Source organism: Enterobacter sp. BIDMC 26 (assembly GCF_000534435.1).
GTDB classification, from domain to species: domain Bacteria; phylum Pseudomonadota; class Gammaproteobacteria; order Enterobacterales; family Enterobacteriaceae; genus Enterobacter; species Enterobacter ludwigii.
Genome location: NZ_KI973182.1, coordinates 1,598,837 through 1,613,425, shown reverse-complemented (window position 1 = coordinate 1,613,425; position 14,589 = coordinate 1,598,837). Strand labels below are relative to the sequence as shown.

The window sequence follows — 14,589 nt, the reverse complement described above, 5'->3', positions numbered from 1 at the left end:
ATCCTGCCGCGAATTATATTCCTGGTTAAATACTCCTGATGGCTTATTGCCATCAGGAGCGTTATTCCATTTATAAAAATAATATTCAGCAAAAAAGAATGCTTTTTGCTTACTCGAAGCGATAAGAGACTGACAGACCCACGCCGTAGTTACGGCCCGGTGCAGGTTCGTAATAACGCCCGTTGGATTCATTCACGATAACCGAACCGACATACTCTTTATCGAACAGGTTATCGACGCGACCAAAGACGTCCATTCCCCAGTTACCGTAGTTGAATTTATACCCGGTATTCAGCCCAACCACCGTGTAGGACGGGGCTTTCGCCGTGTTCTCGTCATCCGCCATGATATCGCTCATGTAGCGCACATCCGATCCCGCATACCAGCCTTCTTCCGGCTGCCAGCCAAATGAGGCATAACCCATGTTGCGGGCAATGCCCGGCATACGGTTGCCGTTACAGTCGCCGGTGCTGCACACGTTGGTTCGATAGGTGGCGTCCAGATAGGTCCACGCCATTTTCAGCTTCCAGTTCTCAGCAAACTGCTGATCCAGGGAAACTTCAACCCCCTGACGACGGGTTTTACCGGCGTTTTTATAGCTGGTACGACCGCCAGCGCTGGCATCGACGACAATCTCATCATCCGTATCGGTGCGGAACAGCGCTGCCGTCAGCAGACCATTACCGATACGGGTTTTACTGCCCACTTCATAGGTATTGTTCGTGGAAGGTTTCAGGCCAATGTTGAGGCCGCCCTGGTTATCCGCACGATAAGAGAGCTCATTGATGGTTGGCGTTTCAAACCCGCGACCTGCCGCAGCATAGAGATTCCACGCATCGGTCACGGCATATTTCACCGAACCGGCCGGAAGCCACTTGTGATAGCTTGCGTCACCGCTGTCGTCTCCGTTGCCCGGGGTCACGTAATGGTCGTTGGAGTCAAACCAGACCGAGCTGTAACGGACGCCGGCATCCACGGAGAGTTTCTGCGTTAACTGCCAGCTGGTTTGCAGGTACGGGTCGACGTTCCACATCAGGTTACGTTCGTTACGACGTTTGTCACCCTTGACGCCGTACTCCGGCACGCCGTTGTTCATCACGAAGTTCTCGTATCCGCGACGATCTTCGCTCATGTTTTCGTAGTTCAGACCGGTGGTAAAGGTGACCGGAACCAGCAGTTCGCCACGGTGCGTCCAGCGGGTATCAATCCCCTGGTAATGGCGCTGCATATCAATCACGCCGCCGGAGTGGGAAGGTCTCAGCTGAGGCTGATAAGGAATTGACTGGTACTGCGTCATTTCACGTTCGCCGGCGTACATCATGACGCTGAGATCGTCCTGGGTGCTGAGCTGACGATCGTAGCGCAGGCCAGCCTGGGTCTGCTTGATGGTCTTGCGCGTATTGTATTGATCGCCACGCGGAGACTGGCGAGGGTTGTCATGCCACTCCTGGGCACTCAGTCCACCCGGATCGTTGGCTTTCATGTCCACGCTGTTGAAAATCAGCGTCAGCTTGCTCACGTCATCAATACGAACACCCAGTTTAGCGTTGGCGAGATTCTTCCGCGCGCCGCTGTGGTCGCGATAACCTTTGGTCGTGAAACGGGTAGTGGACACGGTGTAATCCACATCCCCGGCATGCGTCCCGTCACCCATCGCGCCGGTGGCTTTCATTCCATAGCGCCAGGTACCGTAACTGCCGTAATAGCTGCTGGCCTCGATGGTCGGCGGCTGCTGCCCGGTCTGGGTCGTCATGTTGATCACGCCGCCAGAGGCGTTGCCATAAAGGGCAGAGAAGGGGCCGCGAAGCACTTCTACGCTGTCCACGCTGGAGAGGTCGATATTGGAGGTTTGTCCCTGTCCATCCGGCATGGTTGCCGGAATACCGTCGACATACATACGGATACCGCGCACGCCGAAGGTTGAGCGGGCACCAAACCCACGCATCGAAAGCTGGAGATCCTGAGCGTAATTCTGGCGGTTCTGGATCTGCAGCCCCGGCACGCTGCCAAGAGATTCAGACAGGTTAATGCGTGGCGCAGCATGACGCATATCATCGCCATTCACGACGCTGACCGCCGCCGGGGTATCGAGCTCCGAGACGGTTTGCGACGTGGCGCTGACGATCATGGTCTGTTCATCGGCACTCATCGCAGTGAGAGGCGCAGAGATAACAGGAACCAGCAGCAGTGGAAGCGTTGCCTTACGGGCAGAAATGATTTTCATGAAATAGACCGGTTATGGAAAAAAACGTACCAAATGGAACATGTCCATATATGTTAAATCTTTTGTAAATCTTTTGAAAACTATAACCGCACATTGCGTTAATGAAAGGCCGGGAAGGAAAGAAAAACTCCACATCTAACTCATAAATGATTACTATTCTCATTATCAAAACGGCAATGCCATGACGTTGCCTGCCGGAAGTGATGTCAGCAGTAAACCCTGTGTTCAAAAAAGGAATTGTTATGTCTTTACGTCATCTGTGCTCGCCGCGCCTGAGTATGTCTCTGCTGTCAGGGGCGTTACTGTTTGCCGGAACCTTCCAGGTTCATGCTGCCGAAGAGATGTTGCGCAAAGCGGTCGGGAAAGGCGCATATGAAATGGCCGTGAGCCAGCAGGAGAATGCGCTGTGGGTCGCGACATCGCAGAGCCGCAAAACGGACAAAGGCGGGATTGTCTATCGCCTTGACCCGGTCACGCTGGATGTGACGCAGGTCATTCATAACGATCTCAAACCGTTCGGTGCCACCCTTGATAATGCCACCCAGACGCTGTGGTTTGGTAACACCATCAACGGCGCGGTAACCGCGATTGATGCCAAAACGGGTGAGGTGAAAGGGCGACTGGTGCTGGATAACCGTCAGCGCAGTGAAACCGTCAAACCGCTGCAGCCGCGCCAGCTGGTGGCCGATGACAGCACAAACACCGTTTACATCACCGGCGTAGGCCAGGAGAGCGCGATTTGGGTGGTGGATGGTGCAACGCTGAAGCTGAAAGAGACCATCAGCAGTACCGGTAAATTCAGTACCGGCCTGGCGCTGGATGCGAAGGCAAAACGTCTTTACACCACCAATGCTGATGGCGAACTGGTGACGATTGATACGGCAACCCACAAAATCCTCAGCCGTAAAAAAGTGCAGGACGACGGTAAGGAGCACTTCTACCTGAATCTGAGCCTGGATACCGCCGGACAGCGTGCGTTCTTAACCGACTCAAAGCAGCCGGAAGTGCTGGTGGTGAATCTGAAGGACGGCAGCGTCATCAAGAAAATTGCCGTGCCTGAATCGCTGGCCGTTCTGTTTAACCCGGCGCGCAACGAAGCGTATGTGACACACCGTGAAGCGGGTAAGGTGAGCGTAATCGACGCGAAAACCTACAACGTTACCAAAACCTTCGACACCCCGGTCTACCCGAACAGTCTGGCGCTCTCTGCGGATGGCAAAACCCTGTATGTGACGGTAAAACAAAAATCGACCCGTCAGCAGGAAGCCACCCAGCCTGATGACGTGATTCGTATCACGCTCTAAGTTTCGCTCCTCAACATAAAGAAAAAGGGAAGGCGCAATGCCTTCCCTTTGTATAACCAGCAGGTCGATATTAACGCGACGTCTCTTCAACCAGCGGGGCGTCGTGTTGGGCATCATCAGGATGAACCGGCGCCGTGCTGTGAATTTCTTGTACGCGTTTACGCACGCCAAACCAGCCAGCAATCAGCAATACGGCCAGCAGAGGAATGGTGGCGATCGTGTAGGTACCGTTCGGGTAATCAAACGCCATCAGCACCAGCACGCTGAACAGGAACAGCAGGGTGAGCCAGGAGGTCACCGGTGCGCCCGGCAGCTTAAAGCTGACTTCAGCGGCTTTGCCTTCTTTGATCGCTTTGCGCAGACGCATCTGGCAGACCACGATAAAGGCCCAGGAGGCGATGATGCCGAGCGCGGCAACGTTCAGCACGATTTCGAATACCTGAGACGGTACCAGGTAGTTCAGGAACACGCCGAAGACATACACCACTAGCGTCGCCAGAATGCCCGCGTAAGGCACATGCTGACGGCTCATCTTCGACATGAATTTCGGCGCCGAGCCGCCCATCGACATGGAGCGCAGGATACGACCGGTGGAGTAAAGACCCGAGTTCAGACTGGAGAGTGCAGCCGTCAGCACCACGATATTCATGATGCTGCCAACATAAGGCACGCCCAGTTTAGAGAAGAAGGTCACAAACGGGCTTTGACCCGCCTGATAGGCGTTCCACGGCAGCAGCAGAACCAGCAGCACCACGGAACCAACATAAAAGAGACCGATACGCCAGATAACGCTGTTAATGGCTTTAGGTACCATGGTCTGTGGGTCTTTACATTCACCCGCCGCGGTGCCGACCAGCTCAATGGACGCGAAGGCGAACACCACACCCTGAACCAGCACCAGCGCAGGCAGCAGGCCATGCGGGAAGAAACCGCCGTTATCGGTGATCAGGTGGAAACCGGTGGCATTGCCATCGAGCGGTTTACCGCTACCGAGGAACACCGTACCCACGACCAGGAACACCACGATGGCCAGCACTTTTACCAGCGCGAACCAGAACTCCATCTCCGCGAACCACTTCACGCCGATCATGTTCATGGTGCCGACAATGGCCAGTGCGCCCAGCGCAAACACCCATTGTGGCACATCACCAAACGCGCCCCAGTAGTGCATGTAAAGCGCGACGGCGGTGATATCGACAATACCGGTCATTGCCCAGTTGACGAAGTACATCCATCCAGCAACGTAGGCCGCTTTTTCACCGAGGAATTCACGGGCGTAAGAGACAAAACTGCCGCTGGAAGGGCGATGCAGTACCAGTTCGCCCAATGCACGAAGAATGAAGAAAGAGAAGATCCCGCACACCAGATAGACCAGGGCGAGAGCCGGGCCAGCCATCTGCAGACGAGCGCCAGCACCTAAAAACAGACCCGTTCCGATAGCGCCGCCGATGGCGATCATTTGAACCTGACGGTTGCCCATCGCTTTGTGGTAGCCCTCTTCATGGGAGTTTAACCAGCGACGTTTAGCAGCGTGATGATCGGCTGCGCTTTTATTGCTTGTTTTCATTGAGTTACCTGTTTGCCTGTCTGAACCATTATCGTGATAGTCCTGCCTGGCAGAGTGCAATACAAACGATTGCTTCTGCGCAAACACATGTTGCCTTCCCAGTCATTCTGCGTATGGATAAGGCGAAACATGGCGAGGCATCCTACCTGCAATTCATAAGCGACGCAAAATATAACCGTGCCGAAAGTGATGCACGTCGAAGGAAATCGTGTGGTCAGAGCAGACGGGGATCACAACACGCTGAATAGCGGTGAGTTTTTAGACAAATCCATTAATGAAGTGGTGCTTTAATCATCAGTTTCGCTTAATGATTGCGCAAAGCAACCAGCGCATAACAGCGCCTTTGCTCAACCGCCAAAAACGGCAATCGCCTGTTGCAGGCGGGTCGTGCGCTGCGTCAGATGGTGTGCGGCGTCCGTCACGTTATCCACCATGCCGGTATTGTTTTGGGTCATTGTACCGATGCGGGAGATGGACGCGTTAATCAGGGTCAGCGCCTGCGTTTGCTCCTGCGTGGCGTGGCCTATCTCCTTAATCAGAGAAGACATCTCCATGACATTGCCAATCATCACCGTGAGCTGCGATTCAGTTTGCTCGACCTTCTCCACGCCGGCGTTCACGCTGGAAACGTTTTTCTCTATAAGCGTTTTGATCTCTTTGGCCGCCGTGGCAGAGTGCTGGGCAAGGTTGCGCACTTCGGCCGCCACGACTGCAAAACCGCGCCCGGCATCACCCGCACGCGCCGCTTCAACGGCCGCGTTCAGTGCCAGAATATTGGTCTGGAAGGCGATACGATCGATGACGCTGATGATGTCGACGATCTGGCTGTTATCCTGCGACACGGACTGCATCATGCCGATAGTCTCGTTCATCATTGCTTCACCGCGGTGAGCGCTGGTGCGGGTGCGATCTGCCATCAGGATCGCGTCTTTCGCCGTTTCAGCCGTCTGCTGAACCGCGCTGGCAATTTCTTCCACGGCTGAGGCCGTTTGCTGCAGAAAGTCTGCGGTTTCTTCGGTACGCGTCTGTAACGCCATACCTTCTTTCGCCACCTGCTGGCTGATTGTACTTATACCGCTGATTTGTGCACCGACATCGTCCACCAGCGAATGGAGGTTCAGACCCGACTGATTCACCATGCGCATCATCAGGCCGATTTCATCGACGCGGTCAAAATGGTAATAGTCCGCTTTACGTCCTGAAACCACCCGCTGCATTTGCTGGACAATGGATTTTACCGGCTTTGCAATTTGCGCATGAAGATAAACGGCCAGGGCAATAAATAGCAGAGCCAGACCTACAGTCTCAACAATACGATCGGCAAATATAAACAACTGCAGACAAGCGAGCAGGGCGGTTATCGCAATACCAAGATGGATCCTTTTACTGGTGCTAAGGCGTTTAAACAGCGACGTAAAAGAGAACAGACCGTGGCGAACAAGCAGGCCTTTATAAAAGCGATGATGTTTTAATTCATTATTGCGCACTTTCTCATACCGTTTTTCACTGACAGTAATCTCTTCACGCGAAGGAATATTCCGCACAGAAATATAGCCGGTTAACGTTTCATTCTGATAAACCGGGGTGACGTTGGCGCGCACCCAGTAGTGATCGCCGTTCTGGCGGCGGTTCTTGACCAGCCCCGTCCAGGTCTCACCCTGTTGCAGGGTAAACCACATGTCGCCAAACGCCTCAGCAGGCATGTCGGGGTGGCGAATAAGATTATGCGGCTCACCGAGAAGACTCTCTTCTTTATAGCCGCTGGCGTCAATAAAGGCAGAGTTCGCATAGGTAATATGGCTGTGCGTATTGGTGGTCGACATAAGCGTCGAACCTTCGTTAAGTAAATACTCGTTTTGTGTAACGGGAGTGTTATTCCGCATCAGTAACCCCATGGTCATATATCAATAAAAAAGAGCCCGTTAAACATTCAGGCAAGATTGAAAGGTTTGTTTTTATTTTTACTGTCGGCATATTCTCTACGAAAGTTATGCGTTCAGGAATACCCTGCATTTAGTATTTTTTATTTTTAAAATGCGTCCGATGTAATAAAAATGAAAATATTTATCGTTGCGTTTTTGTGGCGCCCTGCAAATAAACGCCATAAGGCAAATTAAAAGCGGGAGATCACTCTTCGACGTAAACTGACCCGCCGAAATAGCGTTTCGTTAACAAGATGAAAACGCTATGCTTTAAGGGTTTTTCTTCAACAGGGGGCAACAGGGTGAAAGTAAATGTGATTGGCACCAGCGGGAGTGGAAAAAGCACTCTGGCGAAGCGTATCGCCGCAGAACTGGATATTCCTTACATTGAAATGGACCGACTTTACTGGTGTCCGGACTGGCAGGGCACACCGGACGCTATCTTGCTGGAAAAACTGGAGACGACGCTAAAGGCGTCAGCGGAGTGGGTGCTTGATGGCAACTATAACCGTACGCGTCCTGTGAAATGGCGAGACGTGGATCGGGTGGTGTGGGTGGATTATGGGTTCGCCCGAACCCTGTATCAGGCTGTCACCCGAGCGTTCACGCGCGCCTGGCACAAACAGGAACTGTGGCCCGGTACGGGAAACTGTGAGAGTTTTCGTCGCGCATTCTTGAGCCGTGAGTCCATTATTATCTGGACAATCAAAACCTGGCGCAGCAACCGCGCACGTTATGCACGCGATATGGTAGACCCGCAATACGCCCATATTCATTTTGTCCGCATTACCCGCCGCAGTGAGGTGGAAAACCTCATTTCATCGCTTAAGTCACACGCGTAGCATGGATTTATATATCTGATTTCCGGCAAACCAAATGTAAATTAATTGTTTCTCAGAGGTGAAATACGCCTTTAATAATGACGACATGTTAAGTCAAACGAGAACGCAACATGTCCTGGCGAATCAGTATTCTGGATAAAAGCCCCATCGCTGAAAACGAAACGGCTGCCGATGCACTGGCGCGAACCCTGGCGCTGGCACAGCAGGCAGAAAATCTGGGCTATCACCGTTTCTGGATTGCCGAACACCACAACACGCCCCAGCTGGCCAGCCCTTCACCCGAACTGTTAATTGCCTGGATCCTCGGGCAAACCCGGCGTATCCGCGTGGGCTCTGGTGGCGTCATGCTCCAGCACTACAGCCCTTACAAAGTCGCAGAAAATTTCAACCTCCTGGCCGCGCTTGCTCCCGGGCGCGTGGATCTGGGCGTCGGGAAAGCCCCAGGCGGCCTGCCGCTCTCCACCCGGGCGCTGCAGCAGGGCCTCGATCAACAGCAAAAAGGCAGTTTTGCCGAACAGCTGACACAGCTTCATCACTGGATCCAGCCGGAAAATCAGTCGGTGGACGAGGCCGTTCGCGCGACGCCGCTGCCGCCGGTTCCGGCGCAGGGGTTCCTGCTGGGGGCCAGTACCGAAAGCGCGCTGCTGGCCGCGAAACTTGACTGGCATTTTGTCTTTGCTGCTCACCTGAACGGGGATCCGGCGCTGCTGCGTGAAGTCATCACCACCTGGCGTAACCACAGCGCCCGGGATGCGATTGTGGCGGTGCAGGTCATCGTCGCCCAGTCGCAGGCTGAGGCGGAGGCACTGGCACAACAGGTTGAAGTCTGGGGCGTCGAACTGGCAAATGGGCAGCGCGTCACCGTGGCCAGCGAAGAGCAGGCCTATGCCTTTGCCCGACAGGCGGGCAGCGAGCCGGTGCGCATTGCCCGTCGGGCACAGTCGCTGCTGGCGGGAACAGCTGAATCGGTGCTGGAACAGTTGAACGCCCTGCACGAAAAATGGGGCATTGATGAATTCATTATTGATACCCCCGTTGCGGATGGCGTAACGCGACTACAGTCCCTGCGTCTGCTGGCGCAGGCGAAGCTTAACAAGGAGGTCGCCGTATGCGTTTTGACGAACAACTGATTGCCTGGCGCCGGGAGCTGCACCAGAACCCGGAGCTGTCCGGCCAGGAGGTCGAAACGACCGCTCGCCTGCGTCAGTGGCTGACGAAGGCTGGCATTATGCCGCTGCCTTATGCGCTTCAGACCGGCGTGGTGGCCGAAATCGGCACGGGGAAAAAGCTGATTGCGCTGCGGGCCGATATTGACGCCTTGCCCATTGAAGAGCGCAGCGGCGTGCCGTTTAGCTCACAGCGTGCGGGGGTGATGCATGCCTGCGGACACGATATTCATACCAGTGTGATCCTCGGGGCGGCGTTAAAGCTTAAAGAGCGTGAAGCGTCTTTAAACGGGCGCGTGCGGATCCTTTTTCAGCCGGCTGAAGAGAACTTTGGCGGCGCGAAAAGTATGGTGCGGGCCGGTGCCTTACGTGATGTCAGTGCCATTTTCGGGATGCATAACGAGCCGGGGCTGCCGGTCGGGGAATTTGCCACCCGCGGTGGACCGTTCTACGCCAACGTCGACCGGTTTGTTATCCGAATTACCGGTAAAGGCGCGCATGCTGCACGTCCGCATGAAGGTAACGATGCCATCGTGCTGGCGAGCCAGCTGGTAACGGCGTTGCAGAGCGTTGCCAGCCGCAACGTCAACACGCTTGATTCCGTGGTGCTGAGCGTCACGCGCATTACCGGGGGCAATACCTGGAACGTCCTGCCGGAAAGCGTTGAGCTGGAAGGCACGCTTCGCACCCACCGCGTGGAAGTGCAGCAGAATGTGAAAGCACGCGTCGGCGAAATTGCCGCCGGGTTTGCCAGCGCGTTTAGCGCGCAGATCGACATCACCTGGTACGCCGGGCCTACCGCGCTGGTCAATGACGCGCACTGGGCCGAATTTGCCACCGCCGTCGCCAGAGAATCTGGGTATGAAACGCAGCACGCCGAGCTGCATATGGGCGGGGAAGATTTCGCGGTGTATCTGCAGCAGATCCCCGGGGCGTTTGTCAGCATTGGCAGCGCCAGTCCGTTCGGTTTACATCACCCGGCCTTCAACCCGGATGAAGCATTAATTGAGCCCGCTGCCCGCTATTTTGCACAGCTTGCGGAAAAAGCCCTGCAACACGTTTAATTCTGAAGAGGTGAATATGTCTGCAACCCGACAACTGCGGCTGGGAACCATTTTGCATGGTGCTTCCGGAAATATGTCTGCCTGGCGCCATCCGGCGGCGGTCGCCGATGCCAGCATTAATTTTGATTTTGTAAAAGCCACGGCGTTAAAAGCCGAAGAGGGGAAGCTTGATTTTTTATTCGTCGCCGACGGCCTCTATATTAACGAGAAATCCATTCCGCATTTCTTAAACCGGTTTGAGCCGTTAACGGTCTTGTCCGCACTGGCAAGTCTGACGTCGCGCCTCGGTCTGGTCGGTACCTTATCGACCTCCTACAGCGAACCGTTTACCGTGGCGCGCCAGTTTGCCAGCCTGGATCATTTGAGCAACGGACGCGCAGGCTGGAATGTGGTGACCTCACCGCTGGAGGGGTCGGCGAAAAACTTCTCGCGCGAGAAACACCCTGAACATGCGCTGCGCTACCGGATAGCGGATGAATACCTCGACGTGGTGAAAGGACTCTGGGATTCCTGGGAGGGAGATGCCTTTGTGCGCGACAAAGAGAGCGGGCAGTTCTTTGACCCGGCAAAACTGCATACGCTTGATCACCACGGCGATTTCTTCCAGGTGGCCGGTCCGCTCAATATTGGCCGCACGCCGCAGGGACGCCCGATTGTTTTTCAGGCAGGTGCATCGGATGACGGAAAAAAACTGGCCGCGAAACATGCTGACGCCATTTTTACCCATCATGAAACGTTAGAGGAAGCCAAAGCGTTTTATCGCGACGTGAAACACCAGCTTGAATCGAATGGCCGCAGGGCATCGGACTTACATATTTTTCAGGGCGTCAGCGTGATTGTTGGCAAAGACGCGGAGGACGTGGAGAACCAGTATCAGACAACCGCGGCTCTGGTGTCGATTAACGATGCCCTGAATTACCTCGGCCGTTATTTCGAACATCACGATTTCAGCCAGTACCCGCTCGACGAGCCGTTCCCGGACATCGGTGAACTGGGTAAAAACAGTTTTCGCAGCACGACCGATGAAATTAAGCGTAATGCTCGCGAACGCAACTTAACCCTGCGTCAGGTTGCACTCGAAGCGGCATCCCCGCGCCCGCGCTTTTCCGGTACGCCGGAGGAGGTGGCAGACGGTCTGCAGGGCTGGTTTGAGGCATTCGCCGCGGACGGCTTCATTATTCAGGGTGGAACGCCAGACACGTTCCCGCGTTTTGTTGACCAGGTTGTCCCGGTGTTACAGGCCCGCGGGTTATTCCGCACCGACTATCCCGGCACTACGCTGCGCGACAGTCTGGGTTTAGACGAACCGCAAAACCAGTTCACACAACAATAATAGAGAACCTCGCTATGCAGAAATCATCGCTTATTCTGGCGCTTGCGCTGGCCTTTTCCCCTGCCGTCTGGGCAGAGAATGTGAACATTAATGGCACTGGCGTGAGCCTGGAAGCCAACAAAACGCCCGTCAACACCGCCAAAAACAGCGACGCCATCGCGCAACTGCCGAAAGATTATCGCTTCGCCGTGCCGGGCAAATTCACCGTGGCGGTTGCCGCGCTTAACTCACCGCCGCTGACCGTTTTTTCCGACGACAATAAAACGTTGCTCGGAAGCGAGGTGGACGTTGCCCGTCTGGTGGCAGACAGCCTTGGGCTGGAGCTGAACGTGGTGCCAACCTCCTGGGAGGACTGGCCTCTCGGCGTCGCCTCCGGGAAATACGATGCGGCGATCAGCAACATCACCGTGACCAGAGAGCGCAAAGAGAAGTTTGATTTTGCCACTTACCGTAAAGATTCCCTCGGCTTCTATGTGAAATCGACCAGCCCGATTACCTCGCTGCAGAAGGCGGAGGACATCGCCGGGCTGCGCATCATCGTAGGTTCCGGGACCAACCAGGAGGCTATCCTGCTGGCGTGGAATGCGCAGAACGTGAAGAAAGGCCTGAAGCCGTTTACCCCGATCTACACCAAAGACGATGCATCACAAACCCTGTCTCTCCAGTCAGGCCGCGCAGATGCGTTCTTTGGACCGAACGTGACTGGCGCATGGAAAGCGGCGTTGACCGGGAAAACCAAACGGGTTGGGATTGTCGACGGCGGCTGGCCGAAGGCGGCGCACATTGCGGTGACGCTGAAAAAAGGCAGCGGCCTGGTCGAGCCGGTACAGACTGCACTTAACGGGGTCATCAAAAACGGCGATTACGACAAAGTGCTGAACCGCTGGGGGGAAGGGGTAGAACGTATCCCTCAATCAGAAGTGAACCCGGCAGGACTGGGTGACTAAGGAGGCGCTATGCGCGAGCAATTTCGGGACGTGTCACCGGAAGACGCCGATCTTCAGCCCATCATCGATGGATTATTCGGTGAATATGCCGCCCGCTATGGCGACTACTTCTCTAAAGACGCGGAAGTGGAGCTCACGGAGTGGTACCTGGCCCCGCAGGGGCTGTTTATTGTCCTTGAGCGTGACGGCGACATCATCGCCACCGGCGCGTATAAACCGTTTGATGAACGCACCGCTGAGATCAAACGAATCTGGACGCACAAGGCGCTGCGTCAACAGGGGCTGGCGGCCCGCGTCGTCCAGGAGCTGGAGCGTCGGGCGGTACAGGCCGGTTACAGCCAGATCTACCTCACCACCGGTTTTCGTCAGCCGGAAGCGGTCAGGCTCTATATCAGCCAGGGCTATCAGCCGCAGTTCGATCTGAACCGCGATCCGGAAGAGTACAGCCAGCCGCCGTTTGATGGCCGGCTGCGTTTCACCAAAACGCTGATCAGTGAAGCGTTCAGTAAAACAGCATGAGGAATGACAATGAGCAACGTTGAAACCATTAAGGTGGTCCCGGCGCGTTATCCGCTGCGGACTGTCGGTGCCGTGGTGGCGCTGTTTGTGCTTGCGGTGGTCATTCAGTCCGTGGCCTTTAACCCGCGCTGGGAGTGGTCTGTCTTTGCCCGTTGGTTCTTTGATCCGGTTATCCTCGAAGGCGTAGGGCAAACATTGCTGTTGACCCTGATCGGCACTGCACTCAGCGTGGTCATCGGCGGCCTGCTGGCGCTGGCGAGGCTCTCTTCATCCTGGCTGCTGAGCAGCCTGGCCTGGGGGTATATCTGGCTGTTTCGTTCGTTGCCGCTGATTGTGGTTCTGATCATTCTCTATAACTTTTCCTATCTCTACGACACGCTCTCGCTCGGCGTACCCTTCACCGCCATTACCTGGGGTCGCTTTGAAACCATCAACGTGCTGGGACAGTTTTCCACCGCCGTGGTGGGGCTGACGCTGGTTCAGAGCGCGTATACCGCCGAGATCATTCGCGGCGGTTTTCTGGGGGTGGATCATGGTCAGTATGAAGCGGCGGCGGCACTCGGTCTGCCAGCCTGGCGTCGCACGGTGCGTATCATTTTGCCGCAGGCGCTGCGCACGATTCTGCCGTCCGGATTTAATGAAATTATCAGTCTCGCGAAAGGCACGGCGATGGTGTATGTCCTGGCGATGCCGGAACTCTTCTATACCATTCAGATGATCTATAACCGCACGCAGGAGGTGATCCCGCTGCTGATGGTCGGTGCGGTCTGGTATCTGGTGATTACCACCGTGTTGTCTGCCATTCAGCATGTTGTGGAGCGCGGGCTTGCACGCAGCGAACGCCGTTCAGCCGTTAATCAAAACCGGGTAGCCAGTCGCGTCCGTTCCGTATCCACCGCATCAGTACAGGAGCCCGTCCATGCAAACCTCTCCTGAAGGGCATATTTCGATTACCGGCGTCAGTAAGTTTTTTGGCCGCCATAAAGCGCTTGATAACGTCTCGCTGGAGATCCCGCCCGGATCGGTAACGGTGATCCTCGGGCCTTCCGGATCGGGTAAATCGACGCTTCTGCGCACCATTAACCATCTGGAACGCGTCGACGAAGGGTTTATCCAGATTGACGGTGATTACATCGGTTACCGCCGTCAGGGTGACAAACTCTACGAGCTGAAAGAGAAAGAGATCCTCAAACAGCGCGTCAATGTGGGCTATGTCTTCCAGAACTTTAATCTCTTTCCGCATCTCACGGTGCTGGAAAACCTGATTGAAGCGCCCATCGCCCATAAAAAACTGAGTAAGAAAGAAGCCGTTGAAAGGGCATACAGCCTGCTGGATGTGGTCGGGCTGCGCGATAAAGCCGACGCCTGGTCGCGCCATCTCTCCGGTGGCCAACAGCAGCGTATTGCCATTGCCCGCGCACTGGCGTTACGTCCCCGGGTAATGCTGTTTGATGAGCCCACTTCAGCGCTCGACCCGGAACTGGTTGGCGAAGTGCTGGACGTGATTAAAAAGCTCGCCCGCTCGGGTACCACGCTGGTGGTCGTCACCCACGAGATCGGCTTTGCCCGGGAAGTGGCGGATCAGGTGGTCTTTATGGTCGACGGCAAAATTGTGGAGCAGGGCAGCAGTGACGACGTATTAACCCGTCCGTCGCACCCGCGAACGCGCCAGTTCCTGTCAAAAGTGCTGTAAGGAGCGCA

General features: G+C 55.3%; 10 protein-coding genes and 1 pseudogene. 8 read left to right on the top strand and 3 right to left on the bottom strand.

The window, feature by feature from the left end; translation table 11 throughout:
- Nucleotides 1-109: 109 nt before the first annotated feature.
- Nucleotides 110-2,224 carry a TonB-dependent receptor PqqU gene (pqqU, locus tag L462_RS15670; RefSeq protein WP_032678243.1) on the bottom strand — a complete coding sequence of 705 codons (2,115 nt, stop codon included), beginning with the start codon at nucleotides 2,222-2,224 and terminating at the stop codon, nucleotides 110-112.
- A gap of 242 nt (nucleotides 2,225-2,466) precedes the next feature.
- On the opposite strand from pqqU, the gene L462_RS15675 reads away from it, so the two are divergent.
- Nucleotides 2,467-3,528: a 7-bladed beta-propeller protein YncE gene (locus L462_RS15675; RefSeq protein ID WP_032678242.1), complete on the top strand. Its 1,062-nt coding sequence runs from the start codon at nucleotides 2,467-2,469 to the stop codon at nucleotides 3,526-3,528.
- Nucleotides 3,529-3,598: 70 nt separating this feature from the next.
- On the opposite strand, the gene ansP is transcribed toward L462_RS15675, so the two are convergent.
- Nucleotides 3,599-5,095 carry an L-asparagine permease gene (gene ansP / locus L462_RS15680; RefSeq protein WP_032678241.1) on the bottom strand — a complete coding sequence of 499 codons (1,497 nt, stop codon included), beginning with the start codon at nucleotides 5,093-5,095 and terminating at the stop codon, nucleotides 3,599-3,601.
- Nucleotides 5,096-5,442: 347 nt separating this feature from the next.
- Nucleotides 5,443-6,978 (bottom strand): methyl-accepting chemotaxis protein, encoded by a 1,536-nt coding sequence (locus L462_RS15685; protein WP_032678240.1) that lies wholly within the window; start codon nucleotides 6,976-6,978, stop codon nucleotides 5,443-5,445.
- 341 nt (nucleotides 6,979-7,319) lie between these two features.
- Here L462_RS15685 and L462_RS15690 point away from each other — a divergent pair, with 341 nt between their 5' ends.
- The 7 genes and pseudogenes from L462_RS15690 (at nucleotide 7,320) to L462_RS15725 (ending at nucleotide 14,581) form a co-directional block, all read left to right on the top strand.
- Nucleotides 7,320-7,859 (top strand): AAA family ATPase, encoded by a 540-nt coding sequence (locus L462_RS15690; protein WP_032678239.1) that lies wholly within the window; start codon nucleotides 7,320-7,322, stop codon nucleotides 7,857-7,859.
- 110 nt (nucleotides 7,860-7,969) lie between these two features.
- A complete protein-coding gene (locus L462_RS15695) occupies nucleotides 7,970-8,989 on the top strand; it encodes an LLM class flavin-dependent oxidoreductase (protein ID WP_032678238.1) in 1,020 nt (339 codons plus the stop codon).
- The gene (locus tag L462_RS15700) at nucleotides 8,968-10,089 is read left to right on the top strand and encodes an amidohydrolase (protein ID WP_032678237.1); all 1,122 of its coding nucleotides are present in this window, start codon (nucleotides 8,968-8,970) and stop codon (nucleotides 10,087-10,089) included. The genes L462_RS15695 and L462_RS15700 overlap by 22 nt, the downstream gene beginning before the upstream one ends.
- 16 nt (nucleotides 10,090-10,105) lie before the next feature.
- Nucleotides 10,106-12,369: pseudogene (locus tag L462_RS25480) on the top strand (NtaA/DmoA family FMN-dependent monooxygenase).
- Nucleotides 12,370-12,378: 9 nt separating this feature from the next.
- A complete protein-coding gene (locus L462_RS15715) occupies nucleotides 12,379-12,888 on the top strand; it encodes a GNAT family N-acetyltransferase (RefSeq protein ID WP_020884041.1) in 510 nt (169 codons plus the stop codon).
- Between the two features lie 9 nt (nucleotides 12,889-12,897).
- Nucleotides 12,898-13,824 (top strand): amino acid ABC transporter permease, encoded by a 927-nt coding sequence (locus L462_RS15720; RefSeq protein ID WP_020884042.1) that lies wholly within the window; start codon nucleotides 12,898-12,900, stop codon nucleotides 13,822-13,824.
- Nucleotides 13,808-14,581: an amino acid ABC transporter ATP-binding protein gene (locus L462_RS15725; RefSeq protein ID WP_014170239.1), complete on the top strand. Its 774-nt coding sequence runs from the start codon at nucleotides 13,808-13,810 to the stop codon at nucleotides 14,579-14,581. Before L462_RS15720 ends, L462_RS15725 begins: the two co-directional genes overlap by 17 nt.
- Nucleotides 14,582-14,589 lie beyond the last annotated feature (8 nt).

Excerpts from the sequence above, each read along its gene's own strand:
- pqqU (WP_032678243.1), bottom strand. The coding sequence starts at position 2,224 with ATGAAAATCATTTCTGCCCGTAAGGCAACGCTTCCACTGCTGCTGGTT.
- L462_RS15675 (WP_032678242.1), top strand. The coding sequence starts at position 2,467 with ATGTCTTTACGTCATCTGTGCTCGCCGCGCCTGAGTATGTCTCTGCTG.
- ansP (WP_032678241.1), bottom strand. The coding sequence starts at position 5,095 with ATGAAAACAAGCAATAAAAGCGCAGCCGATCATCACGCTGCTAAACGT.
- L462_RS15685 (WP_032678240.1), bottom strand. The coding sequence starts at position 6,978 with ATGCGGAATAACACTCCCGTTACACAAAACGAGTATTTACTTAACGAA.
- L462_RS15695 (WP_032678238.1), top strand. The coding sequence starts at position 7,970 with ATGTCCTGGCGAATCAGTATTCTGGATAAAAGCCCCATCGCTGAAAAC.
- L462_RS15700 (WP_032678237.1), top strand. The coding sequence starts at position 8,968 with ATGCGTTTTGACGAACAACTGATTGCCTGGCGCCGGGAGCTGCACCAG.
- L462_RS15715 (WP_020884041.1), top strand. The coding sequence starts at position 12,379 with ATGCGCGAGCAATTTCGGGACGTGTCACCGGAAGACGCCGATCTTCAG.
- L462_RS15720 (WP_020884042.1), top strand. The coding sequence starts at position 12,898 with ATGAGCAACGTTGAAACCATTAAGGTGGTCCCGGCGCGTTATCCGCTG.
- L462_RS15725 (WP_014170239.1), top strand. The coding sequence starts at position 13,808 with ATGCAAACCTCTCCTGAAGGGCATATTTCGATTACCGGCGTCAGTAAG.